Raw genomic sequence first — 14,104 nt, 5'->3', positions numbered from 1 at the left:
ACTAATTTCAAAAAATATGATTTTTAAAAGGAAAGTGAAAAGGACCAGAATTTCAAGGGGCGCAGCTTTGAGTACCGGAAACGAGGCAACGGCTTGAGTTAACACCCTTGCACTGAGGAATAGACTTCGTGAATAAGCTAGTAGACGATAGCTCATAACCTAGTTATTCACAATGTACTTGGAGAATTGTTCGAAGAAATTCGATGTGTCATTTTCGCCCGACTTTTTAAACAACCTTAAAAAATGTGGTGTTATTATGAATGAAGAGAAACTATCGAAGCGACTTGAATTAGTTGCATCTTACATACCAGAAGGGGCTATTTTAGCAGATATCGGATCTGACCATGCCTATTTACCGTGCTATGCCTTTTTAAATGGCATGATTACAAAAGGAATCGCTGGAGAAGTGGCAGAAGGTCCCTTGCAATCAGCAAAAAAACAAATCTCCAAAAATCAACTTAATGGCGCATTAGAAGCACGAAAAGGAGATGGCCTAGAAGTCATTCAACCAAATGAAGTAACATGTATCACCATTGCTGGAATGGGTGGCTCGCTGATTCGTTCCATCCTTGACAAAGGTAAAAGCAAACTACTAGGTGTGGAGCGACTAATCCTCCAACCTAATATCGGAGCGTCTACCATTAGAGAATGGTTAATCGAAAACGATTGGGAACTAATTGCTGAGGAAATTTTAGAAGAAGATAAAAAGATTTATGAGGTGTTAGTTGCCGAAAAAGGCAGTCCACAAAAACCCTACCAAAACATAGACCAAGAATTATTGCTTGGACCATTTTTATTAAAAGAAAAAAATCCAATCTTTATTAAAAAGTGGACACATGAACTAAAACATTGGGAGAGAATCTTGAACCAACTCAAAGAAGCAGGGGAAACTCCTGAAAATCGTTTACGCAAAGAGGAGCTTGAGAAAAAAGTCGAGATTGTAAAGGGGGCATTAACTTGAGCAAAATACCTAATGGATTTGAAGTCATTCAAGTATTTGAACAATTTTCTCCAAAATATTTAGCGGTTGAAGGTGACAGGGATAAAATTGGTCTTCAAATTGGAACATTAAATAAGCCTGTAAAAAAAATGATGGTCGTTCTTGATTTATTAGAGGAAGTTGTAGATGAAGCCATTTCAAGTGAAGTCGATTTGATTATCGCTCATCATCCACCAATTTTCCGTCCGTTAAGAGCTGTTCAAACAGATACACCAGCGGGAAGAATCATTGAAAAATGTATTTTACATAATATTGCGGTCTATGCAGCACATACCAATCTAGATGTGGCAGTTGGTGGGGTCAATGATTTATTAGCGAATGCATTAGAGCTAACAGATATTGAATTGCTCGCCCCTACCTATGAGGAAAGACTAAAAAAATTAGCTGTATATGTTCCTAAAGAAGCTGCAGATGAAGTTCGGACAGCATTAGGAACGGCAGGTGCAGGTTTTATCGGGGATTACAGTCATTGTACTTTTAATACCCAGGGGACGGGTACCTTTTTGCCGCATGAAGGAACAAACCCACATATCGGGGTAGTTGGTCAATTAGAAAAAGTAGATGAAATTAAAATCGAAACAGTTTTCCCAAGCAGTCTTCAAAAAAACGTTGTTACAGCTATGCTTAAGGCACATCCATATGAAGAGGTTGCCTATGATATATATCCTCTTGAAAACGAAGGAAATGTACTTGGACTAGGTCGCGTTGGGTATCTTCAACATGAGATGACACTTCAGCAATTTGCAGAGCATGTGAAGGATAAATTAGAGGTAGATGGAATACGTGTTGTGGGTTCACTAGCAGATAAGGTAAAAAAGGTTGCTGTACTCGGTGGTGATGGCAATAAATATGTTTCACATGCTAAAAGAGCTGGGGCAGACGTGTATGTAACCGGGGATATGTATTACCATGTTGCTCATGATGCCATGATGATGGGGCTTAACATTGTAGACCCTGGTCATAATGTGGAGAAGGTTATGAAAAAAGGGGTAGCAACTGTCCTAACTGAGCGTTTTAAAGCAAAGAAATTCGACGTTACCGTTATCGCATCAGAGTTAAATACCGATCCATTCAAATTTTTATAAGCAAAAAAGGTACTCCTATCAGGGGTACCTTTGTTTCATTTATTTTTTAGGGACTTTAACTTTTGGCAACACCTTATAAAGAGGTACTTTACGAACGCGTTCCCAGGTTTCTTCGTTTTCTGGGTCATACTGTTCTAAGAAATTAATGACTTCTTTTGTAATCGGTGTTGGAGTGGAAGCACCTGCTGTTACAGCTACCTTCTCTACTCCTTGAAGCCATTCAAGTTGGATGTCGCTTACATCTGCTACACGATAGGCTGTAGTGCCTGCAATTTCCTCAGAAACCTGTGCAAGGCGGTTCGAGTTATTACTCATTGGATCTCCAACTACGATCGTTAAATCAGCTTCTTTTGCTTGTTCCGAAACTGCTTCTTGACGAACCTGTGTGGCTAGACAAATTTCATTATGGACTTCAGTATGTGGGAATTTTTCCTTAACCTTTTCCATAACATGCTGAACATCCCATTGGCTCATCGTTGTTTGGTTGGTTACAACAAGCTTTTCACTATTTAGTTCAAGGTTTTCAACATCCTCAACCGTTTGAACAAGATGTACGAAACCAGGTGCTTCGCCAATTGCTCCTTCTGGCTCCGGATGGCCTTTTTTACCAATATAAATAATGTGATAGCCTTCTGCTGATTTTTCCTTGATTAAATCATGTGTTCTAGTTACGTCAGGGCATGTCGCATCAAGAGTAACAAGACCTTTTTCCTTCGCTAAGCGTTTCACCTCAGGTGATACACCATGAGCTGTGAAAATAACGGTACCTTCCTTAACCTGATTTAATATATCTAAACGATTCGGTCCATCCAGTGTAATAATACCTTCTTCCTCGAAGGCATCTGTTACGTGTTTATTGTGAACAATCATTCCTAATATATAAATGGGTCTAGGTAATGTTTTATCTAAAGCGGCATTTTTCGCAATTACCATCGCATCCACTACACCATAGCAATAACCGCGCGGTGCAACTTTGATTACTTCCATGCACTTCTCCTCCTCAGTCAATAAATCGGATAGTTTTATACCAATCAAAAGCGCCTTGGCGTATTTACGTTGGTACTCTCGTAATCTCGTATTTATTATATCTGAGTATGAAGGATAATACAAAGTCTTTTAAATGTAAAGCTTTGGTACTGATTCTCCAGAACCCTTTGCTTTCGGCTTTTCTTTTTCATTTTCAGTATTCTCATCGTCTGAGGTCACGTCTGAAAGCGAAATGGTTTCGTTTTCTTCTTTCTCTTCTTTTGCTTCTTCCTCTTCACTTCCTGAATTTTTAAGGGCACTGTACATTTTAATCATGGCCGGAATATTTTTCATTAATGGACCATATTGCTGAACCATTGGAACGACCGATTCGGCCATTTTCAAAGTCTTTTGGACATTACCTAACATTGAACTAAGGTTTGAAGGGTTTGCGAAACTTTGAAGGGTGCCGGGATTCATTGCTTGTGTAGGATTAAAGAGGCCAGACATACCTCCTATTCCACGTGTTGGATTTGACTGCCCCATACCAGGAATTAATCTTCTTAAAAGACCACCTAATCCGCCTCCTCCTTGTCCTTGCATACCACGCATGCCTTGCATACCTTGCATGCCTTGCATTCCACCGAATATTCCTGGTGGTCGGAAACCAGATTGCTGTGGAAACATGGATGGTGGCCTCATCGGTCTCATTTGACTCATTTGACCCATTGGATTTCTTGGAAAAAACATTTACTTATCCTCCTTTCACATTGCAGAGACTAAGAACAGCGTATAGTGATAATACCTTGTTTTTAGGATATGCGAAAAGGTAAATGAATGTTTAAGCAAATCCGCAATTAGGCTTGATTGGTGTTTTTTAATGGTTTCCTTTATAATTAATTGTTAGGTTATAATGATTACTTTTCAATGAACTAAAACCTTACATAAAAATTCATATTTATATAAATGAGGGATCGTAATGACAGTACAAGATTTTGAACGTTTTCAATTTCAGCCGTTTATACTCGAGGCTTTAAAGGAGATAAAATTTACAAAGCCTACTGAAATTCAAGAGCGACTAATACCTAGCATCCAGCGAGGAGAAAGTGCTATTGGTCAATCGCAAACAGGAACAGGTAAAACTCATGCTTATCTGTTACCCATTATTAATAAGATTGATCCGGAAAGACAAGAGGTTCAAGCTGTTATAACAGCACCAACAAGAGAACTTGCAACACAAATTCATCACGAAATTGGCAAGATAACTAAATATAGTGAAGAGAATCCTATTACAGCAAAATTATTTGTAGGTGGAACTGATAAAGCACGTGCGATTGAAAAACTAAAAACGCAGCCACAAATTGTTGTGGGAACTCCCGGAAGAATCCATGATTTAGTCAAGGAGCAGGCCCTTCAGGTATATACGGCTAATCAAATCGTTGTTGATGAAGCAGACTTAATGCTTGATATGGGCTTTATTGAAGATGTTGACCAGATTGCTGCTAGAATGCAGGAAGATCTGCAAATTTTGGTATTTTCAGCAACAATTCCAGAAAAATTAAAGCCCTTTTTAAAAAAATATATGGAAAATCCGCGTTACACTCATGTTGCACCCGAACAGGCAACTGCAGCGAAGGTGGAACATATTCTTGTTCCACTACGCCATCGAAATAAGCAGGGCCTATTAAAATCGATGTTGGAGGCGTATAACCCATACTTAGCCATTATCTTCACAAATACCAAAAAAATGGCTGATGAAGTGGCTGATGGGCTAATTGAAAAAGGAATGAAGGTAGGAAGAATCCACGGAGACCTTCCACCTCGTGAACGTAAAAAAGTCATGAAACAAATAAATTCACTTGAATTTCAATATGTGGTTGCAACAGACCTAGCAGCTAGAGGAATTGATATTGAAGGTGTCAGCCATGTTATCAATTATGAACTTCCAAGTGATCTTGATTTTTACATTCATAGAGTTGGTAGAACTGCAAGAGCTGGATACTCCGGAATTGCTGCAACCATTTATGATCCTTCTGACGAAGATGCAATTGTAAAACTCGAAAAAATGGGTATTACGTTTGTCAATATGGACCTCGAAAAGGATGGGTGGGTAAATATTGGTGAGCGGAATAAACGAAAGGCTCGTAAAAAACAAGTTGATGAAATTGATAAACTTGCGAAAAGCAAGGTGAAAAAGCCTAAAAAGGTGAAGCCGGGGTATAAGAAAAAAATGAACAAGGAAATGGAAGATTTCAAAAAGCGCCAAAAACGATTGAAGAGAAAATAAGCGATGGATATGATAAAATGGTTGTACGAATTGTTTAAGGGAGATTGGAGTGTAAAATATGCTTAAAATAGGTTCGCATGTTTCAATGAGTGGTAAAAAGATGCTTCTAGCTGCAAGTGAGGAAGCCGTATCTTATGGTGCAAATACATTTATGATTTACACTGGCGCACCGCAAAATACAAGAAGAAAAAAAATAGAAGACTTAAATATAGAGGCTGGTCTTGCTCATATGAAGGAAAATGGAATTGACGAAATTGTTGTACATGCTCCTTATATTATTAATATTGGCAACACCTCAAATCCAGCAACTTTTGAATTAGGTGTAAACTTCTTACGTTCCGAAATTGAGAGAACAGATGCACTTGGAGCGAAACAAATCGTCCTTCATCCTGGAGCACATGTTGGTGCTGGAGCTGAAGCGGGTATAAAGAAAATTATTGAGGGTCTAAATGAAGTAGTCACTAAAGACCAAAACGTGCAAATTGCATTAGAAACAATGGCTGGTAAAGGGTCTGAGTGTGGCAGAACCTTTGAAGAAATCGCTCAGATTATTGAAGGTGTTACCCATAATGACAAGCTATCTGTTTGTTTCGATACATGCCATACCCATGATGCGGGTTATGATATTGTAAATGATTTTGATGGGGTACTAGAGCAATTTGATAAAATAATTGGCGTTGATCGCATTAAGGTCCTTCATATTAATGACAGTAAAAATGAAAAAGGTGCGGGAAAAGACCGTCACGAAAATATCGGATTTGGAAAAATTGGATTTGATGCAATAAATTATATTGTCCATCATCCAACCCTTGAAAATGTTCCTAAAATCTTAGAAACACCCTATGTAGGTGAGGATAAAAACAATAAGAAAGCTCCATATAAGTTGGAAATTGATATGATTCGTTCAAAATCATTTGATGAAGGCTTATTAGAGAAAATTATGAATCAATAATAAATAAAAAAAGCTGTCTTTTCGTTGACAGCTTTTTTCAACTCGTAAACTTGATGAACAATTGGTTTAATTTTCTAGCAACCTCAGGACTTGTAATCTGAGCAATTTCTTTTAGTAATTGATTTTTTTCTTCAGGATTAAAAATATTTATATGTTTCTTTTTTCGAATCAATTTTAACACATTTGTTGCTTGAGATTTTGTCACATTTATTTCATATTGTTTTCCATACTTTACTAAGTCATCGGGTGTTAAGGTCTTCAATTTTTGGTTAATGATCTGCTGATAAATATTCATATTGCAAACTTCACCTTCCTCACGTTAGTCTATTTCAATATGAAAAGGAGTGTGCATAAAAATATTCAAGAAAAGCTCATACTTTTTTGAATTGGAGTGATGGGATGAACAGAGAACATAAAAAGGAAAGCGTTTCACATATAATATTCCGGGTGATTATGATTATGATTGGTGCAGCATTTGCTGCTGCTTCGATTGAACTTTTCTTAATTCCTAATAAAATTATTGATGGTGGAATCATTGGTATTTCGTTAATTGTGGATTATTTAACACCGACCTATATTTCATTTGGTTTTCTGGTTGTCGTTTTTAATCTACCATTTATGTATTTTGGGTATATTCAGATCGGTAAGACCTTTATGTGGTCTAGTATCTTAGGAATTGTAGCATTAGCTATTATTGAAACGTTGCTCCACTATGTTCAGCCTTTTGATATTGAACCAATACTAGCTGCCGTATTTGGGGGTCTTCTTCTTGGGACTGGCGTTGGTATCGTCATACGCAATGGTGGATCAATGGATGGTACTGAGATTTTATCGATTATATTAACGAAAAAATTACCATTCTCTGTTGGAGAATTTGTCATGTTTATCAATATCTTTATTTTCGCACTTGCGGGTTTCGTTTTTGGTCTTGAATCTGCCATGTATTCTGTTTTAGCCTATTACATTGCGTTTAAAACCATTGATGCAGTTGTACAAGGGCTAGATGAAACGAAGGCTGCGATTATTATTTCAGATCAATTTAATGAGATATCAGATGCAATCCTACATCGCCTTGGTCGTGGAACAACGAAACTAAAAGGCAGGGGTGGATATACGGACGAAGAAAAGGAAGTTGTTTATGTTGTTGTGACAAGACTTGAAGTAACCAAACTGAAAGTGATCATCCAAGAAATTGACCCTACTGCTTTTATAACCATCATGGATACACATGAGGTAAGAGGTGGCCGATTCAAATCTGCCGTTCACTAAAGGGAATAGATTAACTCTTTTTCAAAAGGTTCTGTTGGTAAACAGGTTTTTTTAAAAAAGGGTTAGTCTTTTTTAGTTATCAATTCACTTTACTTTATAAAATTCATGCTGTATACTTCATAAAGTATAAATCGTAATGATTCTTAATAAGAACGAAATAAATAATAAATAAGGTGATAACTTGATACAGTCAAATTCGGTATTGACGATAAAAGACCTTTCCTTTCGATATGAGGAGCAAACCGTATTAGAAAACATCCATTTAGTTGTCCCCCAAGGCTCGTTTTTGGCGATTGTCGGACCTAATGGCTCCGGGAAAACAACGCTTCTTAAAAGTATCCTTGGGCTTGTAAAACTTCAAAAAGGGTCGATTCAATTATTTGGAACACCGATTTCCAAATTTAAAGACTGGCCGAAAATCGGATTTGTATCTCAAAAAGCAAATAGCTTTAACTCTGGCTTTCCTGCAACTGTATTTGAAGTTGTTTCCAGTGGACTAACCGCAAAGCTTGGATTGTTTCACTTTTTCAAGCAACAGCACAAGAAAAAAGTTCTAGAAGCTCTTCAATCGGTCGAAATGGAGAAATTTCTAGATCGAAACATTGGCGAACTTTCGGGAGGGCAACAACAACGTGTCTTTATCGCAAGGGCTCTTGTAAGTGAACCAGAACTTCTAATCCTTGATGAGCCGACAGTTGGGGTTGATGCTAAGACGGTTCAAGCATTTTACCATATGCTCGAAGATATTAATAAAAATAAGGGAATTACATTGATTTTAGTTACCCATGATGTAGGGACTGTTTCGGAAAAGGTATCCCATGTAGCTTGTTTAAATAAGCATCTTCATTTCCATGGAAGTGCTAAGGAATTTGAACAAGTTCAAGACCAGGATTTATCCCACTATTATGGTCATCCCCTTCATGTAATTACCCATGAACAAACCTGAGGAAGGTGAAACGATGCTTTCAGACATTTTTCAATATGAATTTTTACAAAATGCATTCCTAAGTGGTTTGCTGATTGGGTTGATTGCACCATTGCTCGGTGTTTTTATTGTGGTCAGACGGCTCTCCCTTATTGCAGATGCCTTAAGCCATGTGACATTAGCGGGGATTGCGGCAAGTCTTTTACTTGAAAAGAAGCTAGGACTTAGTCAGCCAATTAATCCCATTTACATGGGAATGACTTTTTCAGTTATTGGGTCACTTTTTATTGAACGATTACGAACCGTATATAAGCATTATCAAGAGCTTGCAATTCCCATCATCCTATCTGGTGGGATTGGTTTAGGCGTTATTTTTATATCACTTGCAGATGGCTTTAATACCGATTTATTTAATTATTTGTTTGGCAGTGTGAGTGCCATTAGCCGTTCTGATCTATGGACCATTCTAGGAATTTCGATGCTTGTTATTTTCATTGTCATTTTTCTATATAAGGAATTATTTCTTTTATCATTTGATGAAGAACATGCTGCAGTTTCAGGGATTAATGCAAAAACGATCCACTTTATCTTTATTGTGACAGTTGCGTTAGTGATTGCTGCTTCGATGAGAATTGTCGGTATTTTATTAGTATCCTCATTAATGACTTTGCCGGTTGCTGCAGCGATCCGCGTTGCTAAGGGCTTTAAACAAACGATTATTCTGTCAGTCGTTTTCGGTGAATTAGCCGTTGTTTTTGGATTAGTGCTTTCTTATTATCTTGATTTGGCCCCCGGAGGAACCATCGTTGTCCTATCAATCATGATTCTTTTAGGTGCAATAGGTTGGAAAAAATGGTGGAAAGGAAGAACGGTATGAATGTAAATGATGCGATGGAATTAATGAAGGAAAAAGGATTTAAACATACTGGGAAAAGACAGGAAATGCTTGAGTTATTTTCTGTTTCTGACAAATATTTAACCGCTAAGGATGTTTTGGATAGCTTAAAGGGAAACTACCCAGGACTAAGTTTTGACACGATTTATAGAAACCTTTCTTTATTTGTTGATCTCGGCATCTTGGAATTGACCGAACTATCAGGTGAAAAACACTTCCGCTTTACCTGCGGTGGTAACCACCATCACCACCATTTTATCTGCTTAGAATGTGGAAAAACAAAAGAAATTGAATCTTGCCCGATGGATAAAATCATCGACAACTTATCAGGTTATGATGTGACGGGTCATAAGTTTGAAATTTATGGATCATGTCCAGAATGTCGTGCATAATAGTTCCTTATTTATGATTCCCTTTATAGTCAATGATTAACAATTATATTTCTCACTTCCTTAACTCATACTATAAATGCTCCTCACCCATAAGGAAAGCGAGGGATAAGCATGGCAGAACAAGACAAAAACGTAAGAAACAATCAAGACAATAATGATTTTGATTACTACGTTGATCCTAACATTGGTGCAAATGCTGACTCAAGCTATAATGAGGAAACGGCGGCAGAGGTTGCCGCTCCAATCAATTATGGAACCACGAGACGCGATGCTAATTACCAAGGAGATAATACGCAAGAAAAAGCAGGCGGAGCAGGTTTAGGTTGGCTAGCTCTTGCTTTATCCATTATTTCCTTGTTTGTAATGCCTGTATTATTAGGAGCAGCAGGTATTATAATTGGATTTATTGCACGCCGACGTGGAGCTACTGGTTTAGGAGCATGGGCAATCGGGATCGGTGCCGTATCGATTATTGTAGGCATCTTCATCCTCCCATTCTTTTAACAAATAATTGTAAGATACAAAATAAGCCCGACACTTTGCGTGTCGGGCTTATTATTATTTTTGTTCTGCAGCTTGTTTTGCGTAGTATTCTTCAGCAAGCTTGTCGATTTCCTTTTTCAATTCTTCGACCATGGATTCCTCAGGTACTTTACGAACAGTTTTACCGTGACGGAAAAGTAATCCTTCTCCTCTTGCACCTGCAATCCCTATATCAGCTTCTTTAGCTTCTCCTGGACCGTTAACGGCACATCCCAATACAGAAACCTTAATTGGTGCTTTAATGTTTGAAATGTACTCTTCAACCTCATTAGCAATTTTAATTAGATCGATTTCAATTCGTCCGCATGTTGGGCATGAAACTAATGTTGCTGCATTAGATATTAAACCAAATGACTTTAATAATTCACGTGCAACCTTAACTTCCTCAACAGGGTCTGCACTTAATGAAACACGTAGTGTATTTCCGATTCCCTTACTTAAAATTGCACCTAAACCAGCCGCACTTTTTACTGTTCCAGAAAACAGTGTTCCAGATTCAGTAATACCTAAGTGTAATGGGTAATCGAATGCCTTTGCAGCTTTTTCATAGGCTTCGATTGCAAGTGTAACTGTAGATGCCTTCATTGACACAATAATGTCATGGAAATCAAGGTCTTCTAAGATTTTAATATGGTGTAATGCACTTTCAACCATACCATCTGCAGTTGGGTATCCATATTTATCAAGGATACGCTTCTCTAGTGATCCTGCGTTTACCCCAATACGAATTGGAATTCCTTTTTCCTTTGCGGCTTTAACAACTGCCTCAACCTTTTCTTTCCGACCGATATTACCGGGGTTAATCCGAATTTTATCGGCTCCTCCCTCAATTGCTTTTAGAGCTAATTTATAATCGAAATGTATATCAACTACGAGAGGAATTGAAATTCTTTTTTTGATTTCTGGAATCGCATTTGCAGCGCGCTCATCAGGACATGCTACACGAACAATTTGACATCCTGCTTCTTCAAGACGTTTGATTTCTGCAACAGTTGCATCTACATCATGTGTCTTTGTAGTGGTCATACTTTGAATAATGACTTCATTATTACCACCAATCGTTAAATTACCAACCTTTACAGGACGTGTTTTTGTACGATGGATGATTTCACTCACGAATATCGCTCCTTTAAAAATCAAATGCGCCTTGGCGTATTTGCGCCCAGATTTTTTCGAGCTTGCTCGAAAAGTTTCCTTTGAAAATCTGTGGTATCCGCCAGAGGCTAACTTCATTCAATAAAAGGTTTTACTAACCATACTGAATAAAGTTTGCTATAAAATTATCACCTATATAAGAGTAATCCTTTATTAGAAAAATATCTAGTCTAAAGAATCATTTACTTGCCTATTTTACAGTTGAATCAAGAAATTGACAAGGAAATACCCTTATTCATCTGTATATAACGGAAATTTATAGGTTTTTCCAATTTTGAGAAGCTCTGCTTGGCTATCAGGGTTAAGCACTTCAAAATCTTTTATTACCGTTTCAATAGAAGAGATCTGCTTTCCTTCATTTATTTTCTCAACGATTGATAATAAGGTATCACCGGCATTTACTTTGATTTCCTTAAATGGGTTATTTGGAGTTTGGGCTACGACCTCCGTTACCTCTATTGTTTCACTTTTTGCAACTGGTAGAGTTCCAAATCTCACATCGTAATAAATAATATAAAGAATAAATGCAATTGCTAGGAATGCGAAGAAACGCTTCATATCCAAAACCTCCAATAGATCAACTTACTACAGAATATGCTCAAGTCTTCTTGATATACCAAAAATTAATAGAAAGGGCGCAATTTTAATAGGAAGGCAGAACATACATACTTTCAATCTGTCGAGTGAAAAATAGAGTAATGATAGAGAATGAATCCGAATGTTACAGGATTGTAAATTTACTTAATATTACCTTTACATAAAAAAAAGACTAAGGTAGTATCTTTTATGGGCTTGCTTAAATATAAAAAAACTATGGGAGTTGGCAATGTGGAATTAGATTTACAAAGCATGATATTTCAGTTTATAGGCGGTCTTGGTATTTTCCTATTTGGTATCAAGTACATGGGAGATGGACTGCAAAAATCTGCAGGTGATAAACTGAGGGACATTTTAGATAAGTTTACAACCAATCCATTTATGGGAGTTCTCGCCGGAGTTTTTGTCACATGTTTAATCCAAAGTAGCTCGGGGACAACGGTTATCGTCGTAGGACTCGTAAGTGCAGGTTTCATGACATTACGTCAAGCGATTGGTGTTATCATGGGTGCAAATATCGGAACAACGATTACTGCATTTATTATTGGTATTAAAATATCCGATTACGCACTTCCAATAATCGCAGTCGGGGCAATCTTACTTTTCTTCTTTAAAAATAAAAGAGTTCACAACTTTGGACAAATTGTTTTTGGATTCGGTGCTCTATTCTTAGGTTTAGAATTAATGGGAGATGGAATGAAGCCCCTAAGATCTCTTGAAACTTTTCATGATTTAACGGTAAATATGAGTTCTAATCCCATTTTAGGTGTTGTAATTGGTACGGTATTTACGGTAATTGTGCAAAGCTCAAGTGCAACGATTGGAATACTGCAGGGATTATTTGGTGAAGGTCTTTTAGAACTTAAGGCGGCTATTCCTGTTTTATTTGGTGATAATATTGGGACAACGATTACAGCTGTTTTAGCTTCAATTGGTGCTTCAGTTGCCGCGAAAAGAGCAGCTTTTACACATGTTCTCTTTAATATTATAGGTACCATTATTTTTATGATTTTGCTTGGTCCGTTTATTAAGTTTATATCGTATTTGCAAACTACATTACATTTAAATCCGGAAATGACGATAGCATTTGCACATGGTACCTTTAACGTGACAAATACGATTATTCAATTTCCTTTTATAGCTGGTTTAGCCTATATTGTGACAAAGCTTATTCCAGGTGAAGATACGTTTATTGAATATAAATCGAAACATCTTGACCCTGTCTTTATTGAACAATCTCCTGCTATTGCTTTGGGGCAGGCGAGAGAAGAAGTCGTTCGAATGGGTGGATTTGCGGTAAAGGGTCTAGAAGAATCAAATACCTATTTAAATGAAAAATCACAAAAATATGCGGACACAGCTTTGCAAATTGAGGACGCAATAAATAATTTAGATAAAAAAATTACAGACTATCTAATAAAAATATCTTCAAGATCACTTTCTGCACAGGAATCTGCGTTACACTCTATGCTTGTAAACACAGTCCGTGATATTGAAAGAATAGGTGACCATTTTGAAAATGTTGTGGAATTAGTTGACTATCAAATTTCCAATAAAGTGAAGTTGACTGACGATGCAATAGAAGATCTTAATGAAATGTTTAAATTAACGGTTTATACAGTAAGTGAGGCTGTTCAAAGTCTTCAAAATAATGACCGTACATTGGCGATTGATGTCGTAAAACAAGAGGAAAAAATCGATTCAATGGAACGATCATTACGTAAAAAGCATATTCTTCGTCTAAATGAAGGTAAATGTTCAGGACAAGCGGGTATCGTATTCGTTGACATCATTAGTAATTTAGAGCGTATCGGTGACCATGCTGTTAATATTGCCGAAGCCGTTCTAGGAGAAAGAAATCTTTAATAGTCTGACAACATGAGATACAAGGCATAAAAAATATGCCTTGTATTTTTTAAAAGATAAGAAAGTATAAAAATTTGGGTCTACCACAGTCATTTAAGCTGTGGTATTTTCATTTTATGGAGACCAATATATTGAGAAGAATATTTTTTGATAAACACCAACATTGGGAAGC

At 37.1% G+C, this 14,104-nt stretch carries 15 protein-coding genes; 10 read left to right on the top strand and 5 right to left on the bottom strand.

The window, feature by feature from the left end; translation table 11 throughout:
* Positions 1–256 precede the first annotated feature (256 nt).
* Positions 257–961 (top strand): tRNA (adenine(22)-N(1))-methyltransferase, encoded by a 705-nt coding sequence (locus DZB84_RS06715; protein WP_116351502.1) that lies wholly within the window; start codon positions 257–259, stop codon positions 959–961.
* Positions 958–2,085, top strand: a complete 1,128-nt coding sequence (locus DZB84_RS06710) for a Nif3-like dinuclear metal center hexameric protein (protein ID WP_116351501.1) — start codon at positions 958–960, stop codon at positions 2,083–2,085. Before DZB84_RS06715 ends, DZB84_RS06710 begins: the two co-directional genes overlap by 4 nt.
* A 39-nt stretch (positions 2,086–2,124) precedes the next feature.
* On the opposite strand, the gene DZB84_RS06705 is transcribed toward DZB84_RS06710, so the two are convergent.
* Positions 2,125–3,072, bottom strand: coding sequence for a 4-hydroxy-3-methylbut-2-enyl diphosphate reductase (locus DZB84_RS06705; protein ID WP_116351500.1), 948 nt, complete (start codon positions 3,070–3,072; stop codon positions 2,125–2,127).
* Between the two features lie 129 nt (positions 3,073–3,201).
* On the bottom strand, positions 3,202–3,801 hold the full coding sequence (gene vrrA / locus DZB84_RS06700; protein WP_116351499.1) for a VrrA/YqfQ family protein: 600 nt from the start codon (positions 3,799–3,801) through the stop codon (positions 3,202–3,204).
* Between the two features lie 229 nt (positions 3,802–4,030).
* On the opposite strand from vrrA, the gene DZB84_RS06695 reads away from it, so the two are divergent.
* Together DZB84_RS06695 and DZB84_RS06690 are read left to right on the top strand one after the other, a co-directional pair.
* Entirely contained in the window at positions 4,031–5,338 is a 1,308-nt protein-coding gene (locus DZB84_RS06695; protein WP_116351498.1) for a DEAD/DEAH box helicase, read from the top strand.
* Between the two features lie 58 nt (positions 5,339–5,396).
* Positions 5,397–6,290, top strand: a complete 894-nt coding sequence (locus DZB84_RS06690; RefSeq protein ID WP_116351497.1) for a deoxyribonuclease IV — start codon at positions 5,397–5,399, stop codon at positions 6,288–6,290.
* 37 nt (positions 6,291–6,327) lie between these two features.
* Here DZB84_RS06690 and DZB84_RS06685 read toward each other — a convergent pair whose 3' ends face one another.
* Positions 6,328–6,585 carry a DUF2624 domain-containing protein gene (locus tag DZB84_RS06685; protein WP_116351496.1) on the bottom strand — a complete coding sequence of 86 codons (258 nt, stop codon included), beginning with the start codon at positions 6,583–6,585 and terminating at the stop codon, positions 6,328–6,330.
* Positions 6,586–6,689: 104 nt separating this feature from the next.
* Between DZB84_RS06685 and DZB84_RS06680 the strand changes: the two genes are divergently transcribed.
* From DZB84_RS06680 to DZB84_RS25540, 5 genes are all read left to right on the top strand, one after another.
* Entirely contained in the window at positions 6,690–7,559 is an 870-nt protein-coding gene (locus DZB84_RS06680) for a YitT family protein (RefSeq protein ID WP_116351495.1), read from the top strand.
* A 184-nt stretch (positions 7,560–7,743) separates the two neighbouring features.
* A complete protein-coding gene (locus DZB84_RS06675; RefSeq protein ID WP_116351865.1) occupies positions 7,744–8,505 on the top strand; it encodes a metal ABC transporter ATP-binding protein in 762 nt (253 codons plus the stop codon).
* A 13-nt stretch (positions 8,506–8,518) separates the two neighbouring features.
* The gene (locus tag DZB84_RS06670; RefSeq protein WP_116351494.1) at positions 8,519–9,361 is read left to right on the top strand and encodes a metal ABC transporter permease; all 843 of its coding nucleotides are present in this window, start codon (positions 8,519–8,521) and stop codon (positions 9,359–9,361) included.
* On the top strand, positions 9,358–9,771 hold the full coding sequence (gene zur, locus DZB84_RS06665) for a zinc uptake transcriptional repressor Zur (RefSeq protein WP_116351493.1): 414 nt from the start codon (positions 9,358–9,360) through the stop codon (positions 9,769–9,771). The genes DZB84_RS06670 and zur overlap by 4 nt, the downstream gene beginning before the upstream one ends.
* Positions 9,772–9,882: 111 nt before the next feature.
* Entirely contained in the window at positions 9,883–10,275 is a 393-nt protein-coding gene (locus DZB84_RS25540; protein ID WP_116351492.1) for a DUF308 domain-containing protein, read from the top strand.
* 54 nt (positions 10,276–10,329) lie between these two features.
* Here DZB84_RS25540 and ispG read toward each other — a convergent pair whose 3' ends face one another.
* Positions 10,330–11,436, bottom strand: a complete 1,107-nt coding sequence (ispG, locus tag DZB84_RS06655) for a flavodoxin-dependent (E)-4-hydroxy-3-methylbut-2-enyl-diphosphate synthase (RefSeq protein WP_116351864.1) — start codon at positions 11,434–11,436, stop codon at positions 10,330–10,332.
* A gap of 264 nt (positions 11,437–11,700) precedes the next feature.
* Entirely contained in the window at positions 11,701–12,027 is a 327-nt protein-coding gene (locus DZB84_RS06650; RefSeq protein ID WP_116351491.1) for a hypothetical protein, read from the bottom strand.
* A 255-nt stretch (positions 12,028–12,282) separates the two neighbouring features.
* On the opposite strand from DZB84_RS06650, the gene DZB84_RS06645 reads away from it, so the two are divergent.
* Positions 12,283–13,932 (top strand): Na/Pi cotransporter family protein, encoded by a 1,650-nt coding sequence (locus tag DZB84_RS06645; RefSeq protein WP_116351863.1) that lies wholly within the window; start codon positions 12,283–12,285, stop codon positions 13,930–13,932.
* Positions 13,933–14,104: the final 172 nt, after the last annotated feature.

The organism is Bacillus sp. HNG, assembly GCF_003400205.1.
In the GTDB taxonomy this organism is placed as follows: Bacteria; Bacillota; Bacilli; order Bacillales; family Bacillaceae_L; genus Ferdinandcohnia.
Note: the sequence above shows the minus strand (reverse complement) of the source record. Positions and strands in the feature narration are given on the sequence as shown.

Excerpts from the sequence above, each read along its gene's own strand:
- DZB84_RS06690 (WP_116351497.1), top strand. The coding sequence starts at position 5,397 with ATGCTTAAAATAGGTTCGCATGTTTCAATGAGTGGTAAAAAGATGCTT.
- DZB84_RS06695 (WP_116351498.1), top strand. The coding sequence starts at position 4,031 with ATGACAGTACAAGATTTTGAACGTTTTCAATTTCAGCCGTTTATACTC.
- vrrA (WP_116351499.1), bottom strand. The coding sequence starts at position 3,801 with ATGTTTTTTCCAAGAAATCCAATGGGTCAAATGAGTCAAATGAGACCG.
- DZB84_RS06715 (WP_116351502.1), top strand. The coding sequence starts at position 257 with ATGAATGAAGAGAAACTATCGAAGCGACTTGAATTAGTTGCATCTTAC.
- zur (WP_116351493.1), top strand. The coding sequence starts at position 9,358 with ATGAATGTAAATGATGCGATGGAATTAATGAAGGAAAAAGGATTTAAA.
- DZB84_RS06685 (WP_116351496.1), bottom strand. The coding sequence starts at position 6,585 with ATGAATATTTATCAGCAGATCATTAACCAAAAATTGAAGACCTTAACA.
- DZB84_RS25540 (WP_116351492.1), top strand. The coding sequence starts at position 9,883 with ATGGCAGAACAAGACAAAAACGTAAGAAACAATCAAGACAATAATGAT.
- DZB84_RS06680 (WP_116351495.1), top strand. The coding sequence starts at position 6,690 with ATGAACAGAGAACATAAAAAGGAAAGCGTTTCACATATAATATTCCGG.
- DZB84_RS06645 (WP_116351863.1), top strand. The coding sequence starts at position 12,283 with ATGGGAGTTGGCAATGTGGAATTAGATTTACAAAGCATGATATTTCAG.
- DZB84_RS06650 (WP_116351491.1), bottom strand. The coding sequence starts at position 12,027 with ATGAAGCGTTTCTTCGCATTCCTAGCAATTGCATTTATTCTTTATATT.
- DZB84_RS06705 (WP_116351500.1), bottom strand. The coding sequence starts at position 3,072 with ATGGAAGTAATCAAAGTTGCACCGCGCGGTTATTGCTATGGTGTAGTG.
- DZB84_RS06670 (WP_116351494.1), top strand. The coding sequence starts at position 8,519 with ATGCTTTCAGACATTTTTCAATATGAATTTTTACAAAATGCATTCCTA.